Here is a 23,215-nt window from a genome sequence, read left to right as displayed (position 1 = left end):
GCCCCATGAGCTCGCTTTGATATAAAGGCAAATAGAAATTTCCTAAGATGTACCTATTAATGCAAATAAGCCAGCTCAACCGACTCAAGCGCAGCGCTCTAATTTTTGTTTCTGTGCTACTACTCTCTGCCTGCCAGATTGAGTCGGAACCCAAAAGTGAATTCGAAAAAATTCAGGAACGTGGCGTGCTTCGTGTTGGCACGCTAAACAATCAGCTTTCCTATTATATTGGTCCCGATGGTCCCGCTGGGTTGGATTACGAATTGGCGCGTCAGTTTGCGGAGCAGCTCGGCGTCAAGCTCGAGATTAAACCTGCCTTTCGCCAAGCTGAGCTTTTTCCTGCTCTTAAGAAAGGAGATATTGATCTCATTGCTACGGGCTTAAATCAAACGTCACAAGCGGTAAAACGCTTTAGACCTGGCCCTGCTTATTATTATGTAAGCCAACAAGTTGTGTATAAAAAGGGGCAACTTCGACCACGTGATATCGAACAGCTGATTGAATACCAAGCATCGAAAGACAGCGAATCTGACGAAGATACAAATGCAGGCGCGCAAACATTAAAGATCGTTGAACAATCGCAATATGTTCCGACCCTAACCGCATTAAAGAAGCAATACCCAGAGCTACAGTTTGAAATTGTTGGCGATGCTGATACGAGAGACTTACTTAAATATGTATCCACTGGTGAGTTGCGTTTTACTGTGACTGACTCTGTAGAACTTTCCCTAGCTCAGCGCCTTTACCCCGATCTTGCGCTCGCGTTTGAACTTACAGAAGATCAACCAGTATCGTGGTTTACTCGACGCTCTGAAGACGAAAGTTTGTATGCGATGCTGATAGAGTTTTTCGGTAACATTAAACAATCAGGAGAACTGTCCACTCTCGAAGAGAAGTACATTGGTCATATTGAAGCATTTGACTACGTTGATACTCGCGCATTCATTCGAGCTCTGGATGACAAATTGCCTAAGTGGGCACCTTTATTCCAAAAGTACAGCGAAGAGTTCGACTGGCGCTTAATTGCAGCATTGGCGTATCAAGAATCACACTGGAAGCCAGCGGCAAAATCGCCAACGGGTGTTAGAGGGATGATGATGCTTACTCTGCCAACAGCAAAAAGCGTCGGGGTAACAAACCGTTTAGACCCTGAGCAATCTGTTCGTGGTGGTGTCGAGTACTTACGTCGCATTGTAGGTCGCGTGCCTGATAGCATCAACGAGCATGAAAAAATATGGTTTGCCCTGGCTTCATACAACATTGGCTATGGCCACATGATGGACGCACGACGACTTACTAAAGCGCAAGGTGGCGATCCAAACGCTTGGGCGGATGTAAAAGACAGATTGCCTTTACTGCGTCAGAAGCGTTACTACAGTCAAACTCGCTATGGGTACGCCAGAGGTGATGAAGCGCGTAATTACGTAGAAAATATTCGACGTTACTACCAATCCATCATTGGTCATGTCAGCCAAAGACCAGCGATTGATGAGAATAGCGATGACTTGCAAGTTATCCCGCCGCTCAACCCTGACATTTTGATATCAGGAGCAGTAGAGACCGTTGTAGAGCAAATATCTGGCGCTTCTGACGTCACGGTTGAAGAAGACACCGAACAAGAAAGCCCTGAAGAATAGACCCGCTGTAAACTAAAAAATGACGAGCCCATGAGCTCGTCATTTTTGTTGAGTCCTAGCGAAAACTTATCTAGAATCCAATATTCTGAGTGACACCAACCACACTCAATCATTCCTATGGTTGGTCGCCTTTTCTTCACCATTAGTTAAACTGATTGCTTTGTAACAGATTGCTTCGTAACCACATGGTTTAGCTCACTTGATGAAGCGGCGCTTTCGGCTACGCTCTGCCGAAATAACGTCACTCATATTATTAAGCACCGTATTGAAATTGTTTGCTGGCTCTGTGCAATGCAGAAGTCAAATGAAGAACGTTAAACCATCAAATGTTTAGTGCGATTATCGAGCCTATTGTAAAACATCGATGAACCGCTATTTACTGGTATAAGTCTTGTCTGCAGGAGGTTTTGAATATGAGAAGACGTAGAGTGCAGTCAAAGCGTTTAAATAACACAGTAGCTGCTATCCGACGTAAACGTAAACTGACATGTATGAAAAAGAAAGTAAGTTCACGTAATCGTGTTTTTGTACATTTAGTCAATCACTAGTGCGTCCAAGCAAACATCTACCACGTTGTAGGTGTTTGCTAGCCCTCACTACTCCCACTACCTTGTTCGCTCTCTCCATTTTCTAATGCTTTTTGTGCTTGTTTCTTTGCTTTAATTTCCTTTCGGCGACGCTTAAAAAACGCTTGTAGCTGAGTGCGGCACTCATCTTCTAGCAGCCCCTTTTCAACTAAGGCGTAATGGTAAGCAGCTTGGCTTTCAAACAAATTAAGCACTGTTCCTGCTGCTCCCGCTTTTAAATCTGGCGCTCCAAAAACGACCCGCTTAACGCGGCTATGCAGTAAGGCTCCGGCACACATTGGACATGGCTCAAGTGTTACATACAAAGTCGTATCCAGAAGGCGGTAATTTTCTATCTTTTGGCCTGCTTTACGCAGTGTTTGAATCTCAGCATGTGCGGTAGCGTCATTAGTACCAATAGAGCGATTCCACCCCTCAGCGATAATTTCACCATCTTTGACAAGCACTGCGCCGACAGGTACTTCCCCCTCAGCTTCTGCTTGCTCAGCAAGCACCATCGCTCTGCGCATAAACAATTCATCTTGAGGGGTAAACGGATGGTTAGACAAAGGAGGCTCCAAAGAAACAAAAAACGATTGAATTCAGGAATTTTATCACCAACTTCGGTTTCACTACAGCAACACATCACGAGACAAAGTTTGCAACTCCAAAAAACCTAGTTACAAGACCTATCGATGTTCGTTTTGCGAGAACAAAAAAGCGCAGATCGAAGACCTGCGCTTTTCGGCTGCCAATTACCTACACGTTTTTACATTGTGTAAGTGTAAGGAGCTTGAATGCCTAGCGGGATACCTACCATCCAATAAGCAACTAGGAAGATAGACCAACCGATCAGCATTGCGATCGAGAATGGCATCATTAGTGACGCAAGCGTACCGATACCAGCCGACTTCACATAACGCTGACAGTAAACCACTACAAGAGGGAAAAATACCATTAGAGGCGAAATGATGTTCGATACAGAGTCACCCACACGGTAAGCCGCTTGAGATAGCTCAGGCGAGATACCAACCGCCATTAGCATTGGCACTAGGATTGGACCAATTAAAGCCCATTTTGCCGATGCCGAACCAATAAGTAGGTTTACAGACGCGGTTAGAAGGATCATACCGATGATAGTCACTTCACCTGGTAGGTTCATCGCTTTTAAGCCTTCTGCGCCATACAACGCTAGCATCGTACCGATGTTTGACTGAGCAAATGCAGATAGGAACTGAGCACAGAAGAACGACATTACAATGTATGCGCCCATGGTCGACATAGTATCAGCCATCGCTTTGATAATGTCGTTGCTGGTCTTGAACGTACCTGACACTTTACCGTAAACGTAACCAGGAATGATAAACAGAATAAAGATCAGCGGAACGATAGACTTCATGATCGGTGCTGAGAAGGCCGTAATTTCACCTTCAGGCGAGCGTAGCGCTGATGTTTCTGGAATTAATGCTGCAACAAGTAAGGCAATACCCGCCATCATTGCCCAACCAGCATAACGAAATGCTTTTGATTCCAGTTCAGTAAATGAGCCTAGGTTTGGCGCAGTTTCCGCATCGTCATCAATTGGCATTTTTGACAAACGAGGCTCAATGATTTTTTCTGTCACGTACCAACCAATCGCTACAATAATGATGGAAGATAGGCCAGTAAAGAAGATGTTCGCTAATGGGTTAACCACGTATTCAGGATCAAGAACCTGCGCCGCGGTTTGCGTAAAGCCTGCAAGTAGTGGATCGATACCAGAAGGGATAAAGTTTGCAGAGAAGCCACCAGATACACCTGCAAATGCTGCCGCAATACCCGCTAGAGGGTGACGACCTGCCGCATGGAAGATAATACCGCCCAGAGGAATAACCAGAACATAGCCTGCATCTGCCGCAGTATGCGACACAATAGCAACCAAAATAAGCATTGGAGTAAGAAGCTTAGCTGGCGTGAAGTTCAGCATCTTCTTAAGACCCGTCGTAATAAAGCCCGAAGAGTCTGCAACGCCCACACCTAGCATCGCGACAAGTACGATACCCAGTGGCGCAAAACCTGTAAAGGTAGTCACCATGTTCGCAAGGAAACTTGCTAGCGCTTCGCCCGTAAGTAAGTTGGTGATAGTAAGAGCTTCGCCCGTTCGAGGGTTTGGAAGATCGAATGATACATTCGACAAAAGTGCTGACGCCGCCCAAGTAATGATCAATGCCCAGAAGAACAAAATCGCAGGATCAGGGATTTTGTTACCTGTCCTCTCGATAAAGTTTAAAAAGCGCTCCATCCCGCTCGGCTTCGATGATGGTGCCTTATTTACAGCTTGGTTACTCATGGTAACTCCATAGTGAATGATGTTGGTGCCAAGGCCTATTTGAGTAATTATGACGGCCTACTATCCAACGAGTATTCTAGTAAACACTAATGGAGAAAGCACAAGGTTCTATATTTTTTTCATAATTGGAGACATATTTTGCAAAAACACCACTTCAATTAAACATAATAAAAACAGTAGCACATCAACTCGATTAACAGTTCAAAAACCATTTATTAACCGTGACAAATCCGGTATCAAACAGGAATTACACCCGCATTTGTCTCAGCGCATGCATGCAATTGAACTTAGTTTTCGAATTCACTGTATTGTGAGATCATCGTTTTAAGCTGAACTGATCGCGTCTCGCCGATTCTATCCTTCCAGCTAGAGGTAATAGTGATAGTTTTCAGTGTTCCTGAAACCGTGGCAGCTGGAACTTCCCACTCGACGACATAAGATCCAGTAACAGAAGAGCCTGTTGCAATAGAAGCAAAATTTGCAGGTGTGATGGTAGACATCGCCGCAGAAGCACCACGCGTCCGGAACCATTCGAGCTGGTTTTCTGCTAGACGCAGTGCTTCAATACTTTTTATGGCATATTCGGATTCGCGTTCTAGATACACGTTTAGCTTCGTTAAACCTAGAGCCCCAACACCGATAAGCAGAAAAGAAATTAGAACTTCAAGAAGGTTAAAACCTTTTTGTTTAGAGATCATTCCAAGAGCCCTTCTTCCATCTAGGAATTGCATGCGCATTCCTTGAATTGTCTATCACATCTTTATTGTATCTAAAGTCCAAAGAATCGAAGAAAACCGCTGCCTGATCTTCACTATCAAAATATTGACCACCAGATACCGTAAAAGAACCATGCTGATAATAAGAAGCTATTGTCCTGTATGAGTCTTCTACAACACTTGGCACATGATTTAGGTGAGCATTGGCTTCGAACCCAACCCAATCCGCTGTTGCCGGAGCATAATCATGATTGAAATGAAACAAGACCCCTTTAAACTTATTTGATGTAGCGCCGGAGCTCGGTGGTCCCATCACGGAGAAAAGACCATCATGAATGAGCACTGTTACGCCATTGGTCGATGATGTAGCATTCACCAAATCATTGTATTCCGATTGCTTGATTTCACAGCTCCCTTCAACCCATAAATGATGCTTCCCTGACTGAATTTCTGCTGTTAAAGCAGCACCACAATTAGGTATGCCACCAGCCACTGAGCCCGTCATAACATGAAATACACCATTATCTCGGACATCGTTATGCTCTTCAGCCTTTACTCCAAAGAAGGATTCAAATGGCTTTAAATCTGTATCTTGAGTAAAATCATCACCAGCACCAACCCCGCCAACACTAGATGAGAGATGACGGTTTGCCGTCGTGTTTGCGCAATCTTTATTTGTAGGGTTGTTAAAATCGGCATAGGGAGACTCTCCATGAATTACGCCTTTATTATCAACTGAAGAGGAGTAAAAGCGCTTTTTATACCTTAACGCAATACACTCCCACCCATCGCTGCTCAATTCCCCTGGATCTGGAGTAGAAAACGTTGCACTAGAATGAAAATAAATGTCGGCACTAGACTGCATTGCACCATAGCTCAAGTTACCTCCCAAAATAATCTCCTTACTAATGCTTGTAAATCCAACATTAGAAGTAACCAAATACCCATTGGAAGTACTCGTAAAATTCGGAACCGTCCAAAGCCCTGAGCCACAATCTGTTATTACTGCAGGTACAATATTACTAACTCTAAATTGCGCCCATGCACATTCAACACCTCCTTCAGCTAACCAATGTGCTTGTCGAGATTTTATTTCGTTTTGCGCAACTTTTATTTGAAAAAATACACCTTTGGATGATGCTAATGATGCAATTAAAGCAAGTAATAAAAGTATAGAAGTCACAAGCAAAGTGGTATAACCGGAATAGCTATATTTAGATGTCATTGCCAATTCCTTTGTTTGATAGAAAACTCCGCGACTTCACTAAAGATTCCATCAATCGTTTGCAAACCTAACTTAACGTTCGTGACCGAACTTACATTTCCTCCATTAGTCACTGTTTCTGAACTAACAGTGAATTGGGTGACTTGGAAAATATCATCATCAAATAGAGAACGACAAAAATCTATACCATCAAAAGATAATATTTGTGTTTGAGACACAACGCCTTTTTCACATATAAAAAACCGAGTATCTCTCTTCTCATACTTAATATTTCGATAGTCTTCATTGGCAGCTGAGTCTTCTTTAAAATACACAAAACCAACAGAAGAGGCGCCGCTCAGCATTATGGTTCCTGTAGCTCCGGATAATTTGAGTGAACTACCGTTCCCACCATCATAACCTGCTCTTTGAATATCTTCTTTCATAACAGATAAAGTGATATTAAGACCTTGCAATAAATTTAGCTCTAAGCTTTTTTCTTTTGCTGTTTTTTGTAAACTCAAGAATATAGAGCCCACTACACTAAGAACAATTAACCCAATTAAAGAACTAATCATTAATTCAATTAAAGAGCTACCTCTTTGATAGCGTTTGTTAGCACTGATGGTAATCATATAACTTCGCTCCAGAATTACTACAAATCTTAATCCTCCCAGGAGGGTTTGAGAGCTTTGCTTGTAGTTTTATGTTTTGAGCATTGGTTGGGAAAAACTCTATATTTCCTCCTTGGGGCCGTCCACGGACCTCATCGAAGCTTATTTTTTGATTATCGTAACTGTGCTTCAAAGATAATTCAGAGTATGCGGAGCCGGAAAGGTTTAAGATTACTCCCCCTGAGCCGCTAGATGAGTCAGTTAACTGTAGAGACCATGCACCTTGACTGACAACAACGTTTTTAGCCATTGAGAAATGTATATATAACTTTTGATTTCTCATTACCGCCTCGGACTTACTTTGGCTTAGAAAACCAGCTAATTCAGTTGCCAATAGCTGCATTTGCACAGTTTGTGAAACACGGCTAAAGCTTGGAGCTGCAAACGCCAATATAATACTCAGTACAGCAACAGTAATAAGAAGCTCCAACAACGTAAACCCGCGAGGCATTTCCCAAATTCCTATGTAAACGGCAAAAGGGCCGTAATTCATCTTGCACAGATGCTATCACCTGCCAAAAATAGGCGGAAAAGTGAAAAGGAAACTACTCGTGATGATTCGAATTTCTCGCTGTAACAGCTACAAAAAAAGATTGGGAGGGATGACATTGATCGAATTACTGATAGCCGTAGTGATTGTCGGGATCATTGCGGCTGTCGCCTACCCTTCTTACACCAATCATGTAATCAAGTCTCATAGGACGGTTGCCTTGAGCGATCTTAGTCGAATTCAGCTAGAGCTAGAGACATCTTATGATGGTGGGTACGACTGGAGTCATATTATCTCTGGAGGCACATGCACTCTATGTGATTCAGACACAGATAGATTTTCTTTCAATATTGCGAGCTCTGCAAGTACGGCCTATACCATTACAGCAACAGCAAAATCGGCTCTGGGACAAGACGACGACGAGTGCTTGACTGGCGCTAAAACGATTACTTTAACGTCAACAAATGTCGAAGAACCAAGTGATTGCTGGAATTAGAAAGAACACCGAGATGCAAAAAGGCCTGCATTTTAGCAGGCCTTTGTATTTGTGCTTTTCACTAACGTCTAGCTGGTTAAATCATCAAAGAACTTTTTCACACCGTTGAAAAAGCCTTCTGATTTAGGCTTGTGCTTTGTCGCCGCTTCACCACCACAAGACTCTTCAAACTCTTTGAGCAGTTCTTTTTGGCGTGAGCTTAGGTTTACTGGTGTTTCAACAACCAACTTAACAATCAAGTCACCGATACCGCCACCGCGAACGCCTTTCACACCTTTACCACGCATGCGGAACATACGACCTGTTTGCGTTTCTGAAGGTACTTTTAGGCTTACGCGACCATCTAGAGTTGGTACTTCAACTTCACCACCTAGAGCCGCCATCGCAAAGCTTACAGGCACTTCACAGTATAGGTTGTTACCATCACGTTCGAAGATATGGTGCTCTTTCACGTGCACTTGTACATACAAGTCACCCGCTGGAGCTCCCATCTCTCCCGCTTCACCTTCGCCAGATAGACGAATACGGTCGCCAGTATCAACACCTGCAGGGATCTTAACGTTAAGTGTTTTGGTTTTCTGTTTACGACCTTGACCATGACACTCATTACAAGGGTCTTTAATGATCTTGCCTTTACCGTGACAGGTTGGACAGGTTTGTTGCACTGCGAAGAAGCCTTGGCGCATCTGTACTTGACCATGACCATGACAGGTACCACATGTTTCAGCAGATGAGCCTTTCTTCGCGCCACTACCATCACAGGTATCACAGTGTACTAGTGTTGGTACTTCGATCTCTTTCGTTACACCACGAACCGCCTCTTCTAGCGTCAGTTCCATGTTGTAACGTAAGTCCGCACCACGTTGAGCACGGTGACCACCACCGCCACGACGACCACCACCAAAAATGTCGCCGAATACATCGCCAAAGATGTCGCCGAAATCAGCACCGCCGCCACCAAAGCCGCCGCCACCGAAACCACCGCCGCCTTGTTCAAAAGCAGCATGACCGTACTGGTCGTACGCCGCTTTCTTTTGAGGGTCGGTCAGGACTTCGTACGCTTCTTTTACTTCTTTAAACTTGTCCGCCGCAGACTCATCACCCTGGTTTCGGTCTGGGTGGAATTTCATCGCTAGACGCTTGTACGCCTTTTTGATATCGCGCTCTGAGGCATCACGGCTTACGCCTAATACTTCGTAAAAATCACGTTTTGACATGTTCTTCGTCACCAGTTAATTACTACAAACGGCATCGATTCACCGCTTGGTGTTTGTATCGTTCTAGGTAAGTGCACTTATCCGCAACATACTTAACTAGAAAGACAGCGTTTACAAACAGACGGGCGTAAGAGTTGCCCCAAACGCCCGCACACGAAGTCTTATCGACCCCAGATGGCTTTGCAGCCATCTGGTTAAGAAATATTATTTCTTGTCGTCTTTAACTTCTTCGAACTCAGCATCTACAACGTCGTCTTCTTTAGACTGTGCATCGGCGTCAGCACCTTGTGCTTGCTGCGCTTGAGCTTGTTGTTGAGCGATTTCCATCAGTTTTTGAGAAGCGGTCATTAGTGCTTGAACTTTAGCATCGATAGCTTCTTTGTCTTCGCCTTTGCGCGCTGTTTCTAGCTCAGAAATTGCTGCTTCAATCTTCTCTTTCTCTTCTGCAGGTAGTGCTTCACCAGCTTCTTCTACTTGCTTACGAGTACCGTGAATCATTTGGTCAGCTTGGTTACGTGCAGTCGCTAGCTCTTCGAACTTTTTGTCCGCTTCTTTGTTAGCTTCTGCTTCTTGAACCATTTTCTCGATGTCTTCATCGCTTAGACCGCCAGAAGCTTGGATAGTGATCTTCTGCTCTTTACCAGTCTGCTTGTCTTTCGCTGACACGTGTAGGATACCGTCCGCATCAAGGTCAAAAGTAACCTCGATTTGTGGCATACCACGTGGTGCAGGCTGGATGCCTTCTAGGTTGAATTGACCTAGAGACTTGTTGTACATCGCTTGCTTACGCTCACCTTGTAGAACGTGGATAGTAACCGCGCTCTGGTTGTCTTCCGCTGTAGAGAAAACTTGGTTCGCTTTAGTTGGGATAGTTGTGTTCTTCTCAACTAACTTAGTCATTACGCCACCCATTGTCTCGATACCTAGAGACAGTGGAGTTACGTCTAGTAGTAGTACGTCTTTAACGTCACCAGCAAGTACACCACCTTGAACTGCAGCACCCATTGCTACTGCTTCGTCAGGGTTTACGTCACGGCGCGCTTCTTTACCAAAGAACTCAGCAACTTTCGCTTGAACCATTGGCATACGAGTCTGACCACCAACTAGGATTACGTCAGTGATGTCATTTACTGATAGATCAGCGTCAGCTAGAGCTACTTTTAGTGGCTCAAGAGAGCGTTGTACTAGGTCTTCAACTAGAGATTCTAGTTTTGCACGAGTCACTTTAATGTTCATGTGCTTAGGACCAGTTGCATCTGCAGTAACGTAAGGTAGGTTTACGTCAGTTTGAGAAGTAGAAGAAAGCTCGATTTTCGCTTTTTCTGCTGCTTCTTTAACACGCTGCATTGCTAGTGGATCGTTCTTAAGATCGATACCTTGCTCTTTCTTAAACTCGTCTACTAAGTAGTTGATTAGGCGGTTATCAAAGTCTTCACCACCAAGGTGAGTATCACCGTTAGTCGCTAGAACTTCGAATGTTTTCTCGCCTTCAACTTCATCGATTTCGATGATAGAGATATCGAATGTACCACCACCAAGGTCGTATACCGCGATAGTGCGGTCGCCGCCTTTCTTATCAAGACCGTAAGCTAGCGCTGCTGCTGTTGGTTCGTTGATGATACGTTTAACTTCTAGACCTGCGATACGGCCAGCATCTTTTGTAGCTTGACGCTGAGCATCGTTAAAGTAAGCAGGTACTGTGATAACTGCGCCAGTTACTTCCTCACCAAGGAAATCTTCAGCAGTTTTCTTCATTTTCTTAAGAACTTCAGCAGAAACCTGAGGAGCCGCCATTTTTTGGCCTTTTGCTTCTACCCAAGCGTCACCGTTGTCAGCCTTAACAATTTTGTAAGGCATGATTTGGATGTCACGCTGAACTTCTTCGTCTTCAAAACGACGACCGATTAGACGCTTAATTGCAAATAGCGTGTTTTCTGGGTTAGTTACTGCTTGACGTTTCGCAGGTTGACCTACTAGCGTCTCACCGTCAGTGTAAGCAATAACCGATGCAGTAGTACGTTCGCCCTCTGCGTTTTCAATTACACGTGGTTTGTCGCCGTCTAATACAGCAACACATGAGTTAGTAGTACCTAAGTCAATACCAATGATTTTACCCATCTGGCTATCTCCGAATAAATTCTATTTTCGTTTGGTTATAACCCCAATGTGGGGGGAGGAGAATCGGGTTTCAACCCTTGCTCACAAACAAAAATAATCAATGTTTGCTTCTCTATGCCACATAGATAAGGGCGGCAAAATGCTTTTCAAGGGCAGAATTAAAAAAAAGCGTCTTTTTTCGAAATTTATGTGTTTCTTTCTGATTAGTTGGGAACTCGTCACACTGCTATAGCGCAACAAAACACCATTTCTCAGGTAAATGTATTTATGCCCGACTCTTCCTAAACAAAAAAACGAGCTCATAAGAGCTCGTTTCAATATTAGGGTTAAAATAAATGATTCAAGACATTATGCGTTCGCTTGAGCAGGCTCAGCGTCAACGCCTTCTTCTTTACCAATCTCACCTTCTGTTTTTGCAACAATGGTGTTTACCGCCGTGTCACCGACAACGTTAGATGACGTACAGAACATATCATTAATACGGTCAACCGCAGCAATAATTGCCAAACCTTCAGGTGGTAAGCCTAGTTGGTGAAGCAAAACGCCTACCATTACCACGCCGCCTCCAGGAACGCCACCAGCACCAATAGATAATAGAAGAATAGTTAAACCAAGCGTGAAGATGTCTGCAGTGTTAATTGGCTGGCCAAAAGCGTTCGCAACAAACATCGTTGCTAGAGCAATATAGATAGACACACCAGACATGTTCATCGTTGCGCCCAGTGGTACACCGAAGCCAGCAACCGATTTAGAGACCTGAAGCTTTTCTGTCAGTGTTCGCATCGTTACCGGGATAGTCGCATTTGAGCTCGCGGTAGATAGAGAGAACAGAATCTGCTCACGAGTTGCACGTAGGAAAGTCTTTGGAGAGGTCCCTGTCGCAAGACTTACTGCCATTGGGTAGAAGAAGAAGATCCAGAACACCAACATCGCAACCACCAAGGCCACATAACCAGCCACGGACATCAATGTATTGGCGTTTAGTGTTGCACCCAATTGAATCATTAGCGCGAACACACCATATGGCGCAAGACTCATCACTAACCCAACCAGTTTCATCATGATTTCATTTGCCATTTTGAACGTGCGGATGGCAGGGCCACCACGAGAATCCAAAGCTTGAATTGCAAGACCTGTCAGAATTGCCATGAAGATGATTTGCAGCATGTCGCCGTTAGCAAACGCTTGTACTGGGTTGCTAGGAACAATGTTAACAACTAGAGAGAAAATGTCCGGCGTTTCTGTCGTCGTCAGCTGTACGGCCTCAGATACCGTTCCTGCCAGATTAGCACCAGCTCCTGGCTGGAAAATCAAACCAACAGTCAAAGCCGCCGTAATCGCAATGATGGTGTTAAGAATGTAGAGGGTAAAAGTTTTTCCACCAAGACGACCAAATGCACTGATGTCTTTCAAGTCAACAATGCCGCATACGATTGAAACGTAAACTAAAGGAACAACAAGCAATTTGATCAGCGAGACAAACATGCCGCCAACGCCTTCTGCTGCTCCAAGTAGGTATGTATCAAAAATCGCAATACCGCTAAATAAGTACTGAATTGCTGTTCCCAGCACAAGGCCGGCAAACAAGCCTATAAAAATCTTACTAGAAAGCGATTTATCCATTATAAATCTCCGATATGTTGTGTTTGCTATTTACATCTTTGTAGTTATATATGCTTACTTTTAAAGCATTAGTCGCAAATCATACACACGAAAGTTACAAAATAAAGTGATAATTTACATTTTTGTTAATGGAGTTATTGTGGAAAAAATGACTATCTTTACATTCCTATGCAGGACAAACATTCACACAACGAATGATTACAATTACTTATAGCCCTCTTCGTTCATAAACACGCAGTGAGATGAGAAGAAATCTCCTATAGGAAAATAATTAACCAATAAGAAAAAATATGAAGGGGATCAAACTTCCATTTTGTCGATATACAATGAAGCTCATTGCAATAACTTACGTTTAAAACAAAAAAGCGCCCATCAAAAATGATGGGCGCTTTATATTTGAAAACAGGCAGTTAAGGTTATTTAGCAACCATTACCATTGCCGGACGAATCACACGGCCGTTTAGTTCGTAACCTTTTTGCATAACAAACATAACTGTGTTTGATTCATGATCTGGGCTTTCCTGAATCGACATCGCTTGATGGAACTCTGGGTTGAATGCTTCACCTTCAGGGTTGATTGCTTTCAAGCCAAATTTCGCCACAACGTCGACAAACGTTTTGTGTGTTAACTCAACACCTTCTAGGAACGGCTTAACCGTTTCATTCTCTGTATCTGCCGCTTGAATTGCACGCTCTAGGTTATCAATAACAGGAAGCAACTCTTCGGCAAACTTGTTCAACGCAAACTTACGTGCTTTATCGATCTCTTGCTCGGTACGACGACGCATGTTTTCTACTTCAGCTTTAGAACGCAACACCGCATCTTGCTGCTCTTTTACTTTTGCCTCGCTAGACAGTAGTGCCGCTTCTAGTTGAGCAATCTTAGCGTCTGTCTCATCACCAATTTCTTCAAGCTCAGCTTCTACTTCTTGTGCTTCAGCTTCTACTTTTTCAGCCTCTTCGATGATTTGATCAAGCTCTTCTTCTGTAACTTTGTTTTCTTCGTTGCTCATGATATCTCCAGAATTCAACATAATGCCCTTAAAGCCATGCGCGTTTTTGCGGGCTTTAACCACATAAAAATTCGCATATTTAGGTGACTTGCCATTATTATGGGGATGAAGATTCCTGATTCAAGCCTCTTTAATGCGGAAATGCTATGAAAAATCCATGTAACGTGATCGCGATTATCGGAAAACCAAGAGATCAACAAGCAATTCAAACTCATAAAGAGTTGTACCAATGGCTGACCTCTGAAGGCTATAAAGTATTTATTGACGATCGCCTTGCCGCAATACTGGATGATATCCCGCAGAGTCAATTTGCCAGTTTAGTTGAACTAGGAAAAAATGCCGATCTAGCCATTGTGGTTGGTGGGGATGGCAACATGCTAGGCGCGGCAAGAATTTTATCCCGATTTGATGTTCCAGTCATAGGGGTGAACCGTGGAAACCTAGGCTTCTTAACTGACTTAAACCCAGACGAGTTCCAAGCGTCTCTGCAAGCGGTACTCGACGGTGAGTATATTGAAGAAGAGCGCTTTCTCTTAGAAGCGGAAGTACACCGTCACGGGCAAATTAAAAGCCACAACGCTGCGCTAAATGAAGCTGTACTTCACCCAGGGCAAATTGCCCATATGATTGAATTTGAAGTGTACATTGATGAAAGCTTCGCCTTCTCTTTACGAGCCGATGGTTTGATTGTCTCTACACCAACGGGCTCGACCGCATATTCGCTTTCTGGCGGTGGTCCAATTCTTTCGCCTAGCTTGAATGCCATTTCACTCGTGCCAATGTTTCCTCATACCTTGTCGAGTCGACCTTTGGTGGTTGATGGAAAGCGTCGAATTAAATTGGTGGTGTCACCAGAGAACCGAGGAACACAAGAAGTTAGCTGTGATGGACAAGTGTCTCTCCCTGTTTCTCCAGGAGACGAAATCCACATCTATCAAAGTCCAAATGTACTAAAGCTCATCCATCCAAAAGACTACAGCTACTATCACGTCTTACGGAATAAGCTTGGCTGGTCTAGTAAATTGTTCTAACACTTGTTACTCAGGGAAATGACTTCAATAAAAAAGCCAGTAGCTTAATTGCCACTGGCTTTTGGCTTTCTTAGACAAGAAATAGACACAAAGTAGTGAGGCGACACGATATTTGCTGTCATTAAAGAGAAGTTTATAAATTTTGATCCTGTGGGCAAAGTTTACACAAAAGATAGAAAAGCAAATTCAATGATCTATGTCCGGTGATATTCTCACCATGAATAGAGTATTAACTCTATTTCATAAAATAAATAAAGGACATATTATGAAGAAAACCATCATTCTGTCTGTTCTCAGTACATTAGCACTTATTGGCTGCCAATCAGAGGAAACGCAAGTCAACAGTGTATCCAACGCAAAAGCGGAAGATATCACTAAGACGAAGCGTGCCCTCGCTCAACAATTGAGTGAGAACTATGCTGCCATTGAACCCATGTTGAGAAGAGATATTACTCCACAACAGACTAGCGTCTCTGTATCAGCATTTGTTCAACAAAACCCCAACTCCGAGTTTAGCCATCAGCTTGTACAAGCTGACACTCAAATTCGTAGCTGGAAAGGTATTTCTGAATACTCAGATCAGTTGCTGGAAGTTCGTTTAGCGAATGAGAGCATGATAACAGCATGGCAAAGTGGCGAGGTCGAGCCATTATTTGCATTTGAACCAAGTGGTGATGATGAGAATTGGCAATATATCGAAGCATTTGATGTGTATGGCAACATCCATCAACTCGATGTTTACCAACTCCCAGATGTACCTGTACTCGTTGTTGATAACAACAGCTCTGCTGAGCTAAAAGCAGGCTTGCAAGCTATGCAAGCTGAGATGAAAAAACTCGGTCAGCCAGCTTTAGTTCAACCATACGTTGCTGATGAACAACGCCAAAATGCACCGCTATTGTCAAGTAGCACAGTGGGCGAAGCGGCTCCAATTCAAACAACGCAGTTGAAAAAGATCCGTCTAGCCGATGACAAAGAACCTTGGATCTCTGGCAAGGCAGAAATCTACGCTATCGTAACGGGCGTCAATCCAAGTCGTGATGAACCGACTCTCGATTTAGTGGAGCTTCCATACTTAGACTACGATAACCAAGATTACTACCCGAATCAGATCATTATTCACTGGTCTCGTTACCGCTGGGGCGCTGCAGATATCGTGCTCATGGAACAAGATGATGGTACAGACTATAAACAGTTGGCAAAACTCCTCGTTCAAGTTGCTGGAGAAGTGCTGAAAGCGATTCCAGATCCAGAAGTTCAGGCTTACGCGATTATTCCGCAAATCACTAATAAGATCATCGACACGATCCCTGACGGCGTCCTAACGAATGATGATGACTTCGTCGACGTTTACTACACACTAATGCAAGACACATCATACGTGGATCATCCAGGTGCTGGTGTGAATGCAGTAGTCACATTAGAGCCGCTCACGATTAACCCAACTCGTCCGTAACCTGTTCAATTTTAATGAGTCGTTGTAATCACTTCGGCTCATTTTTCCCACTTCATCACAAAAAAGCACCCCACACAGAAATTTTTTCTCACCCGCCTTTACTGTATAAAGAAACAGTATATACTGTTCTCTTATACAGTATTGTTCAGTTATACAGGTAAATAAAAAATGCTGGCTCATCTAAGTGTTAATAATTTTGCGATTGTTAAGTCTTTACAACTCGAGCTGTCTAAGGGCATGACCACCATCACAGGTGAAACAGGCGCGGGTAAATCCATTGCTATAGATGCTTTAGGGCTCTGCTTAGGCGGACGAGCCGATGCTGGCATGGTTCGACAAGGTGAAGAAAAAACCGAAGTTAGTGCCGCTTTTTTACTGGACAACAACCTACATGCAACGCGTTGGCTAGAAGATAACGATCTGCTTGATGGCAGTGAATGTATTTTGCGTCGCATCATCACAAAAGAAGGTCGCTCAAGAGCCTTCATTAATGGCAGTCCTGTCCCACTATCACAGCTCAAATCTTTAGGGCAACTGCTGATCAATATCCATGGGCAACACGCTCATCATCAATTGATGAAAAGCGAACACCAAATGGCTATGCTCGACCAATATGCAGGTCATCTAAACCTACTAAAAAGCACACGAAGTGCTTACCAGCATTGGCGTCAGGCAGACAATAACCTCAAGCAACTAAAAGAAAATAGCCAGCAAAACCAGGCGCAAAAACAGTTGCTTGAATACCAAATCAAAGAACTAAATGAGTTATCGCTAGGTGAAGAAGAATTTGCAGAGCTCGAGCAAGAGCACAAACGACTATCCAATAGTGGTGAACTCGCCACTACCTGTCAGCAAGCCATCGAACTTATTTACGAAGGTGAAGAAGTCAATGCGCTTGGTATTTTGCAATCGGCCAATCACTCCCTAATTCAACTAGCTGAGTTAGATGAAAAGCTATCTGAGCTACCCAACATGTTGTCAGAAGCGATGATTCAACTGGAAGAAACGAAGAACGAATTACGCAGTTATCTAGATGGCATAGATGTGGATCCTGCTCGTATGGCTTATGTAGAAGAACGTTTTTCTAAAGTTATGTCTGTTGCTCGCAAACACCACGTGATGCCAGAAGAACTATACCAACATCACCAAGATCTTCTGGCTCAAGTAGAAGCGTTAGATTGCTCTGATGAACGTTTAGATGAACTCGCGCAAGAAGTGGAACAAAAGTACCAAAGCTTCCTAAACCAAGCAGAAAAACTACACAAATCACGCAGCCGTTACGCAAAAGAACTGAACAAACTGATCACACAAAGCATGCACGAATTGAGCATGGAAAAAGCGGTATTCAATATCGAAGTCAGCAATGAAAACACGCACCCATCACCACTTGGCATGGACAGTGTGTGCTTCTTAGTATCGACCAACCCAGGACAGCCATTGCAACCTATAGCAAAAGTTGCGTCAGGCGGTGAGCTATCACGCATCTCATTAGCTATCCAAGTGATTACCGCTCAGAAAGTGGATACACCAAGCTTGATCTTCGATGAGGTGGATGTCGGTATTAGTGGTCCAACAGCAGCTGTAGTCGGCAAAATGCTACGCAAGCTTGGCGAGTCTACTCAGGTATTGTGTGTCACTCACCTCCCTCAAGTTGCAGGTTGTGGCCATCAACAAATGTTCGTGGCTAAACAAACAAAAGCTGGCCAAACCGAAACACAAATGCACGCATTAGATGAACAACAACGTGTGGCAGAATTAGCTCGCCTACTTGGAGGTAGCCAAATTACAGATTCTACCCTTGCAAACGCCAAAGAGCTCCTCATCGCCGCTTAGCCATGCTCTTTCAAAGATAGAGTCACGAACACTACTCCGTGACTCTACCTCCCCCATCACCATATCAAAGTGCTTGGGTTCTGATTCCCTTTCGAAATAATGGTCAGTGCCACCCCATAGCTCAATAACTTGGCTATTTGTCATTAGTTACCGCTTAAACTGGATAGAAAATCGCTCATCGACATAAACATACATGTGAGAGAATCAATAAATGCAACTCAACTCAAAATTCGTTGTCAGATTTCCTATCATACGACGCATAGCTTTTTACATCTGCGTCGAGCTTGTTTATTATCAGCGCAGTATTTTAAAGGTTACTAAGAAATTATTATGCAATTAAAGAAGTGGTTAGTTGCCGTACCATTAGCAATGACATTGCTGACAGGATGTTCGGTATTGGAAAAACTGGTTTATCGCATTGATATCAACCAAGGCAACTATGTAGAACAAAGTGCGGTAGATAAATTAAAGTTTGGGATGACTAAAGCACAGGTTCGCTTCGTACTAGGGTCGCCAATGCTTATTGAAAACGGCTACCCAAACACTTGGTACTACATTTATCACCATACTCCTGGTCACGGTGATCCAGTGCAAAAAGACCTGATCGTTAACTTTAACGATCAAGGCACACTCGCAGATATCAGTGGTGACTTCCCAAAAAGTGACGCTTTTTACGAGCAGATTCAGTAAACGACTTTTGCAAAAACCTCTCACATGAGAGGTTTTTTATTATCTAGATATCGCGCAATCACACTTTGAATCAATGACGCCATCCATTGGGATTGATATCAAGTCTACTTATTCTTACGTACAGAGCTAGGCTTACCACCGGTGACTGGGTCTGCATTCCCCTCGGCTTTAGCCTGCTCCGCCCGCTTACGACGAATCTCTTTCGGGTCTGCGAGTAACGGACGATATATCTCTATTCGATCTCGATCTCGAACGGTCGCATCTAACTTCACATTACGACTAAACACACCCACTTTATTCTTAGATAAATCAATTTCAGGGTATAACTCTAACACGCCAGATTGTCGAATGATCTCTTCTACCGTTGCGTGATTATTCACCACTAAATTAAATACACGCTGTTCATGAGGAAGAGCATAGACAACCTCTACGTGAATCATATCTGACTCAATACTCATAACACTCGTAGACCTGTTTTGCGCGTTTAGTGAATGCATTTACCATGTTACTGGTAAGCTCGTTAAAAACCTTACCGAAGGCCATCTCAATCATTTTACTTGAGAATTCAAACTCAAGCTTTAGCTCAACCTTGCAAGCTTGCTCATCTAGCGCGGTAAAAATCCAACCACCACGCAACGTCTTAAACGGGCCATCCACCAAGTTCATCATAATTGCTTGGCCTGGGATCAGCTCATTTGCAGTAGTAAACGTTTTGCTGATACCAGCCTTCGCCACATCGACAGAAGCCACCATACCATTACCCGAAGACTCAATGATTCTAGAGCCCGAGCAACCAGGCAGAAACTCAGGGTATTTAGCAACATCGTTAACCAGATTGAACATCTGTTCAGCACTAAAAGACACAAGCGCAGAACGGCTGACTTGCTTCATACATACTCCTATCGATACATGTACAGATTTAAAGCTCCTGCCAATTTTACTTTTATTACACGATTGCGCAAATAAAAGGATTTCCTATCCGATATCCAACCCGTATAATGTCGCTATTATGGCAAAGAAAAAAACGAAACAAAAAGCGGGTAGCAATACTATCGCGCTGAATAAAAAAGCTCGCCACGAGTATTTCATCGATGATGAAATCGAAGCTGGCTTGGAGCTCCAAGGTTGGGAAGTGAAAGCCCTTCGCCAAGGTAAAGCCAATATTTCTGAAAGTTACGTATTTATGCGTGACGGTGAAGCCTTTGTGAGTGGCATGACAATCACTCCTTTAAATCAGGCATCGACACACGTTGTGGCGAACCCCACACGTGTGCGTAAACTACTAATGAGTCGTCGTGAACTAGACAACCTATTCGGACGTGTGAACCGTGAAGGTATGACATTAACGGCCCTCTCTCTGTACTGGTCTCGCTCTTGGGTGAAACTAAAAATTGGCGTAGCAAAAGGTAAAAAGCTGCACGATAAACGTACGGATTTAAAAGAAAAAGACTGGGCAAGAGAGAAAGCACGCGTCATGAAGAGTACACTGCGTTAATCTTGACCACTTAAACGTATAGTACTGGACAGCCAATGCTTTTCTGTTACTATGCGAATATTACCTGGGGCTGATTTAGGATTCGACGGGAATTCAGAAGTCTGAGGTGCATGCCGAGGTGCGGTAGGCCTCGTTAACAAACCGCAAAAAAATAGTCGCAAACGACGAAAACTACGCACTAGCAGCTTAATAACCTGCTCAGAGCTCTCTCGCCCTAGCTTCCGCACGTAAGACGGGGAATAACGAGGGATCAAACCCAAACGCGCTAGCCCGGATTCTCCCGCCTGAGAGATGAACGGCGAATTTTAATTCAGGCTAGTCATTCATTAGCGTGTCGGTTCGCAGGTGGGTGGCGAAATTAAAGATCGACTAAGCATGTAGTACCAATGATGAACGGTTTTCGGACGCGGGTTCAACTCCCGCCAGCTCCACCAATCACTAGTAACGGGACGTCTCAGGACGTCCCGTTTTCTTTTCTAAACCCTTGCCCCATCTAGCTTTAAGTGGTTCAGGGTGTCTCATCAAGATTCACTTAATCTCAGTCATTTAGTAACATTCTGCGTAACACTAACCAATAACAACACAAATTGGTGTTACATCAGAAAGGAACCATTAAAATGGCTAAGCAAATCAAGCCTTTATCATCAACTCAAGTAACCAAAGCTAAGCCCTTAGAGAAAGAATATTCGCTTGCCGATGGCAACGGTCTGTACTTACGTGTAAAGCCCAATGGCGCAAAACTTTGGATTTTCAACTACATCCATCCAGTAACTAAAAAACGCAAGAACATCAGCCTCGGCGCATTTCCTGATATCACTCTCGCTTCCGCGAGAGAGAAAACAAGAGAAATGCGCCAACAGGTCGCTGAAGGCATTGATCCTAAAACTCACAGAGATAACCAACGTTTTACTGCTCAGGTAGCACAGTCTCACACGTTAAGAGCTGTCGCTGAAGAATGGTTTGAAGTGAAGAAACACGATGTGTCAGATGATTATGCAGATGACATTTGGCGCTCTCTTGAGCTTCACGTTTTCCCCAATTTAGGAAATATGCCTGTTAACGAATTACTTACTCAAACAGTGATTCAAACATTACGACCTATTGAAGCGAAAGGAGCTTTAGAAACAGTAAGACGCGTCTGTCAGCGCTTGAATGAAGTTATGACATATGCACAACACTGCGGCAAAGTTGAATTCAATCGGTTCGAAAACATCTGGAAAGCTTTCAAAAAGCCAAAAGGTGAACACATGCTTACGATAAAGCCTGATGAGCTACATATTCTTATGCAAAAAATGTCATTGGCAAATATCAAGCTTACCACTAGGTGCGCCTTTGAGTTTCAGCTTCACACGCTAACCCGCCCAAATGAGTGCGCTAGAGCCGAATGGAATGAGATAGATTTCGAAAACAGGCTTTGGATCATTGGTCGAGATAAAATGAAAATGAAACGCGACCATAAGATCCCTCTTTCAGACGCTGCATTACAGCTATTGAACTTTATGAAGCCTATATCATTCGGTCAACGATATGTTTTCCCAAGCGCTAGCTCAGCAGACAAACACATGAACAGTCAAAGTATCAACGCCGCAATGAAACGTGCAGGTATGGCGGGAAAGCTGGTGAGCCATGGTATACGCTCAATCGGCAGTACAGCGCTCAACGAACAGGGCTTTAACAAAGATGCTATTGAGCTGTGTCTAGCACACGTAGACAAGAACACGATTCGTGACATCTACAACAATGCTGAATATCTGGAAGAGCGACGAAAGATCATGGATTGGTGGAGTAATTTCATACTTGATGCTTCTAAAAACGCCAATACTATAGCAAAACCAAAAAATTAAGTGACAAATATCACAGTTTTAGTGAGGTGCGGGTAATTTTGTATTGACGATGAGAATCGCCCGCATTATTTTAAATCGCGTCTAAATATTTAATTTTCACATAGGAAACAGACATTTAAAGTCCGCTACGCGGCAACGTAACTTATTCCCGTTAAACTTCGGTTTAACTATTTGTTTATTGTTTTGGTATTAACTTAACTTTCGGAGCCTTTTTTGAAGACTTCACTATTCCATTACATACGAATACCTTCCTTTAATTGTTAAGGAATGAGTCTGTAACCCAATAGGCTTCAGTCCCATCTAGGTGTTCCTTCACTGATAATAAACTTCCGTGGATCAGTGTAAGTATTGGAATATAAAGTTAGTACTAGACATGAATTAATGTAGGTTATCGTTATGTCTGTAAATACAACTCCTCTTCTAAAAATCGTACGTAAATCTGACGTTCTACAGCGCGTTCCATTCTCAAGAGCGACTCTCCATCGCAAAATCAATGATGGAACATTCCCACCTTCAATTCCACTTGGTGCAAACTCTGTTGGTTTCTTGTCTCATGAGGTCGATGCAATTATCGCAGCCATGGCACTAGGCAAAGATCTACAGCAAACTGTTTCTCATCTTGTTGAGCAAAGACAGTCTCTTTTCGACAACAGTCTCTATGCACTAGCCGCATAACTAAAAATTCTCACTAAGCACAAATAAATCAATTGTTTACTGCATGCTTTAGCATGCTGGTAAAAGTGCAGAATTTTTTAGTTATATATATTATCTAGAAATTTTGCA

The 23,215-nt window shown here is 43.4% G+C and carries 21 protein-coding genes and 1 other RNA gene; 10 read left to right on the top strand and 12 right to left on the bottom strand.

Annotated features, from left to right (window positions below):
* Nucleotides 1-59: 59 nt before the first annotated feature.
* Complete coding sequence (gene mltF / locus L3V32_RS00540) at nt 60-1,637, top strand: membrane-bound lytic murein transglycosylase MltF (protein ID WP_182033352.1); 1,578 nt, start codon at nt 60-62, stop codon at nt 1,635-1,637.
* A 586-nt stretch (nt 1,638-2,223) separates the two neighbouring features.
* Here mltF and tadA read toward each other — a convergent pair.
* From tadA to L3V32_RS00510, 6 genes are all read right to left on the bottom strand, one after another.
* Nucleotides 2,224-2,733, bottom strand: coding sequence for a tRNA adenosine(34) deaminase TadA (gene tadA, locus L3V32_RS00535; protein ID WP_373273923.1), 510 nt, complete (start codon nt 2,731-2,733; stop codon nt 2,224-2,226).
* Nucleotides 2,734-2,972: 239 nt separating this feature from the next.
* Nucleotides 2,973-4,532 carry an AbgT family transporter gene (locus L3V32_RS00530; RefSeq protein WP_005383758.1) on the bottom strand — a complete coding sequence of 520 codons (1,560 nt, stop codon included), beginning with the start codon at nt 4,530-4,532 and terminating at the stop codon, nt 2,973-2,975.
* A 287-nt stretch (nt 4,533-4,819) separates the two neighbouring features.
* On the bottom strand, nt 4,820-5,230 hold the full coding sequence (locus L3V32_RS00525; RefSeq protein ID WP_005381606.1) for a prepilin-type N-terminal cleavage/methylation domain-containing protein: 411 nt from the start codon (nt 5,228-5,230) through the stop codon (nt 4,820-4,822).
* Nucleotides 5,220-6,473: a hypothetical protein gene (locus L3V32_RS00520; RefSeq protein WP_047010167.1), complete on the bottom strand. Its 1,254-nt coding sequence runs from the start codon at nt 6,471-6,473 to the stop codon at nt 5,220-5,222. The genes L3V32_RS00525 and L3V32_RS00520 overlap by 11 nt, the downstream gene beginning before the upstream one ends.
* Nucleotides 6,470-7,087, bottom strand: a complete 618-nt coding sequence (locus L3V32_RS00515) for a PilW family protein (RefSeq protein ID WP_237283646.1) — start codon at nt 7,085-7,087, stop codon at nt 6,470-6,472. Before L3V32_RS00515 ends, L3V32_RS00520 begins: the two co-directional genes overlap by 4 nt.
* Nucleotides 7,068-7,577, bottom strand: a complete 510-nt coding sequence (locus L3V32_RS00510) for a GspH/FimT family pseudopilin (protein ID WP_237283935.1) — start codon at nt 7,575-7,577, stop codon at nt 7,068-7,070. Before L3V32_RS00510 ends, L3V32_RS00515 begins: the two co-directional genes overlap by 20 nt.
* 103 nt (nt 7,578-7,680) lie before the next feature.
* On the opposite strand from L3V32_RS00510, the gene L3V32_RS00505 reads away from it, so the two are divergent.
* Nucleotides 7,681-8,112, top strand: coding sequence for a type IV pilin protein (locus L3V32_RS00505; RefSeq protein WP_047010170.1), 432 nt, complete (start codon nt 7,681-7,683; stop codon nt 8,110-8,112).
* Nucleotides 8,113-8,180: 68 nt separating this feature from the next.
* Here the strand turns inward: L3V32_RS00505 and dnaJ are convergent, their stop codons facing one another.
* From dnaJ to grpE, 4 genes are all read right to left on the bottom strand, one after another.
* Entirely contained in the window at nt 8,181-9,329 is a 1,149-nt protein-coding gene (gene dnaJ / locus L3V32_RS00500) for a molecular chaperone DnaJ (RefSeq protein WP_005391453.1), read from the bottom strand.
* A gap of 204 nt (nt 9,330-9,533) precedes the next feature.
* Entirely contained in the window at nt 9,534-11,447 is a 1,914-nt protein-coding gene (gene dnaK, locus L3V32_RS00495) for a molecular chaperone DnaK (RefSeq protein WP_005391455.1), read from the bottom strand.
* A gap of 348 nt (nt 11,448-11,795) precedes the next feature.
* Nucleotides 11,796-13,070 (bottom strand): dicarboxylate/amino acid:cation symporter, encoded by a 1,275-nt coding sequence (locus tag L3V32_RS00490; RefSeq protein WP_012842090.1) that lies wholly within the window; start codon nt 13,068-13,070, stop codon nt 11,796-11,798.
* Nucleotides 13,071-13,486: 416 nt separating this feature from the next.
* Nucleotides 13,487-14,083 (bottom strand): nucleotide exchange factor GrpE, encoded by a 597-nt coding sequence (gene grpE, locus L3V32_RS00485; protein WP_012842091.1) that lies wholly within the window; start codon nt 14,081-14,083, stop codon nt 13,487-13,489.
* 146 nt (nt 14,084-14,229) lie between these two features.
* On the opposite strand from grpE, the gene nadK reads away from it, so the two are divergent.
* The 4 genes from nadK to bamE all read left to right on the top strand — a co-directional run bounded on the left by nadK (nt 14,230) and on the right by bamE (nt 19,093).
* Nucleotides 14,230-15,114 (top strand): NAD(+) kinase, encoded by an 885-nt coding sequence (gene nadK / locus L3V32_RS00480; protein ID WP_005391462.1) that lies wholly within the window; start codon nt 14,230-14,232, stop codon nt 15,112-15,114.
* Nucleotides 15,115-15,379: 265 nt separating this feature from the next.
* Nucleotides 15,380-16,570, top strand: a complete 1,191-nt coding sequence (locus L3V32_RS00475; RefSeq protein WP_084742357.1) for a DUF3103 domain-containing protein — start codon at nt 15,380-15,382, stop codon at nt 16,568-16,570.
* A 168-nt stretch (nt 16,571-16,738) separates the two neighbouring features.
* Nucleotides 16,739-18,403, top strand: a complete 1,665-nt coding sequence (gene recN, locus L3V32_RS00470) for a DNA repair protein RecN (RefSeq protein WP_104971335.1) — start codon at nt 16,739-16,741, stop codon at nt 18,401-18,403.
* A gap of 330 nt (nt 18,404-18,733) precedes the next feature.
* On the top strand, nt 18,734-19,093 hold the full coding sequence (bamE, locus tag L3V32_RS00465; RefSeq protein ID WP_005391468.1) for an outer membrane protein assembly factor BamE: 360 nt from the start codon (nt 18,734-18,736) through the stop codon (nt 19,091-19,093).
* A 104-nt stretch (nt 19,094-19,197) separates the two neighbouring features.
* Here bamE and L3V32_RS00460 read toward each other — a convergent pair whose 3' ends face one another.
* Both L3V32_RS00460 and L3V32_RS00455 read right to left on the bottom strand, forming a co-directional pair.
* Complete coding sequence (locus L3V32_RS00460; RefSeq protein WP_005391471.1) at nt 19,198-19,551, bottom strand: RnfH family protein; 354 nt, start codon at nt 19,549-19,551, stop codon at nt 19,198-19,200.
* Nucleotides 19,541-19,984, bottom strand: a complete 444-nt coding sequence (locus L3V32_RS00455; protein ID WP_104974428.1) for an SRPBCC family protein — start codon at nt 19,982-19,984, stop codon at nt 19,541-19,543. The genes L3V32_RS00460 and L3V32_RS00455 overlap by 11 nt, the downstream gene beginning before the upstream one ends.
* A gap of 118 nt (nt 19,985-20,102) precedes the next feature.
* On the opposite strand from L3V32_RS00455, the gene smpB reads away from it, so the two are divergent.
* The 4 genes from smpB (at nt 20,103) to L3V32_RS00435 (ending at nt 23,107) form a co-directional block, all read left to right on the top strand.
* Nucleotides 20,103-20,588, top strand: a complete 486-nt coding sequence (smpB, locus tag L3V32_RS00450; RefSeq protein WP_005391476.1) for an SsrA-binding protein SmpB — start codon at nt 20,103-20,105, stop codon at nt 20,586-20,588.
* Between the two features lie 66 nt (nt 20,589-20,654).
* Nucleotides 20,655-21,022, top strand: a transfer-messenger RNA (tmRNA) gene (gene ssrA / locus L3V32_RS00445).
* A gap of 183 nt (nt 21,023-21,205) precedes the next feature.
* Entirely contained in the window at nt 21,206-22,432 is a 1,227-nt protein-coding gene (locus L3V32_RS00440; RefSeq protein ID WP_237283645.1) for an integrase domain-containing protein, read from the top strand.
* A 396-nt stretch (nt 22,433-22,828) separates the two neighbouring features.
* Complete coding sequence (locus L3V32_RS00435; RefSeq protein ID WP_000115789.1) at nt 22,829-23,107, top strand: AlpA family transcriptional regulator; 279 nt, start codon at nt 22,829-22,831, stop codon at nt 23,105-23,107.
* The last annotated feature ends 108 nt before the right edge of the window (nt 23,108-23,215 follow it).

Source organism: Vibrio sp. J2-4 (assembly GCF_021728155.1).
Lineage (GTDB): Bacteria > Pseudomonadota > Gammaproteobacteria > Enterobacterales > Vibrionaceae > Vibrio > Vibrio diabolicus.
The sequence above is the reverse complement of the archived record's forward strand: the minus strand, read 5'-3'. Positions and strand labels throughout refer to the sequence as shown.

Bases quoted from the DNA above. Each gene is read 5' to 3' on its own strand.
- grpE (WP_012842091.1), bottom strand. From the start codon at position 14,083: ATGAGCAACGAAGAAAACAAAGTTACAGAAGAAGAGCTTGATCAAATC.
- L3V32_RS00515 (WP_237283646.1), bottom strand. From the start codon at position 7,087: ATGATTACCATCAGTGCTAACAAACGCTATCAAAGAGGTAGCTCTTTA.
- dnaK (WP_005391455.1), bottom strand. From the start codon at position 11,447: ATGGGTAAAATCATTGGTATTGACTTAGGTACTACTAACTCATGTGTT.
- L3V32_RS00520 (WP_047010167.1), bottom strand. From the start codon at position 6,473: ATGACATCTAAATATAGCTATTCCGGTTATACCACTTTGCTTGTGACT.
- L3V32_RS00525 (WP_005381606.1), bottom strand. From the start codon at position 5,230: ATGATCTCTAAACAAAAAGGTTTTAACCTTCTTGAAGTTCTAATTTCT.
- mltF (WP_182033352.1), top strand. From the start codon at position 60: ATGCAAATAAGCCAGCTCAACCGACTCAAGCGCAGCGCTCTAATTTTT.
- tadA (WP_373273923.1), bottom strand. From the start codon at position 2,733: ATGCGCAGAGCGATGGTGCTTGCTGAGCAAGCAGAAGCTGAGGGGGAA.
- L3V32_RS00475 (WP_084742357.1), top strand. From the start codon at position 15,380: ATGAAGAAAACCATCATTCTGTCTGTTCTCAGTACATTAGCACTTATT.
- L3V32_RS00460 (WP_005391471.1), bottom strand. From the start codon at position 19,551: ATGAGTATTGAGTCAGATATGATTCACGTAGAGGTTGTCTATGCTCTT.
- L3V32_RS00490 (WP_012842090.1), bottom strand. From the start codon at position 13,070: ATGGATAAATCGCTTTCTAGTAAGATTTTTATAGGCTTGTTTGCCGGC.
- bamE (WP_005391468.1), top strand. From the start codon at position 18,734: ATGCAATTAAAGAAGTGGTTAGTTGCCGTACCATTAGCAATGACATTG.
- L3V32_RS00435 (WP_000115789.1), top strand. From the start codon at position 22,829: ATGTCTGTAAATACAACTCCTCTTCTAAAAATCGTACGTAAATCTGAC.
- smpB (WP_005391476.1), top strand. From the start codon at position 20,103: ATGGCAAAGAAAAAAACGAAACAAAAAGCGGGTAGCAATACTATCGCG.
- dnaJ (WP_005391453.1), bottom strand. From the start codon at position 9,329: ATGTCAAAACGTGATTTTTACGAAGTATTAGGCGTAAGCCGTGATGCC.
- L3V32_RS00440 (WP_237283645.1), top strand. From the start codon at position 21,206: ATGGCTAAGCAAATCAAGCCTTTATCATCAACTCAAGTAACCAAAGCT.
- L3V32_RS00530 (WP_005383758.1), bottom strand. From the start codon at position 4,532: ATGAGTAACCAAGCTGTAAATAAGGCACCATCATCGAAGCCGAGCGGG.
- nadK (WP_005391462.1), top strand. From the start codon at position 14,230: ATGAAAAATCCATGTAACGTGATCGCGATTATCGGAAAACCAAGAGAT.
- L3V32_RS00505 (WP_047010170.1), top strand. From the start codon at position 7,681: ATGATTCGAATTTCTCGCTGTAACAGCTACAAAAAAAGATTGGGAGGG.
- L3V32_RS00510 (WP_237283935.1), bottom strand. From the start codon at position 7,577: ATGCCTCGCGGGTTTACGTTGTTGGAGCTTCTTATTACTGTTGCTGTA.
- L3V32_RS00455 (WP_104974428.1), bottom strand. From the start codon at position 19,984: ATGAAGCAAGTCAGCCGTTCTGCGCTTGTGTCTTTTAGTGCTGAACAG.
- recN (WP_104971335.1), top strand. From the start codon at position 16,739: ATGCTGGCTCATCTAAGTGTTAATAATTTTGCGATTGTTAAGTCTTTA.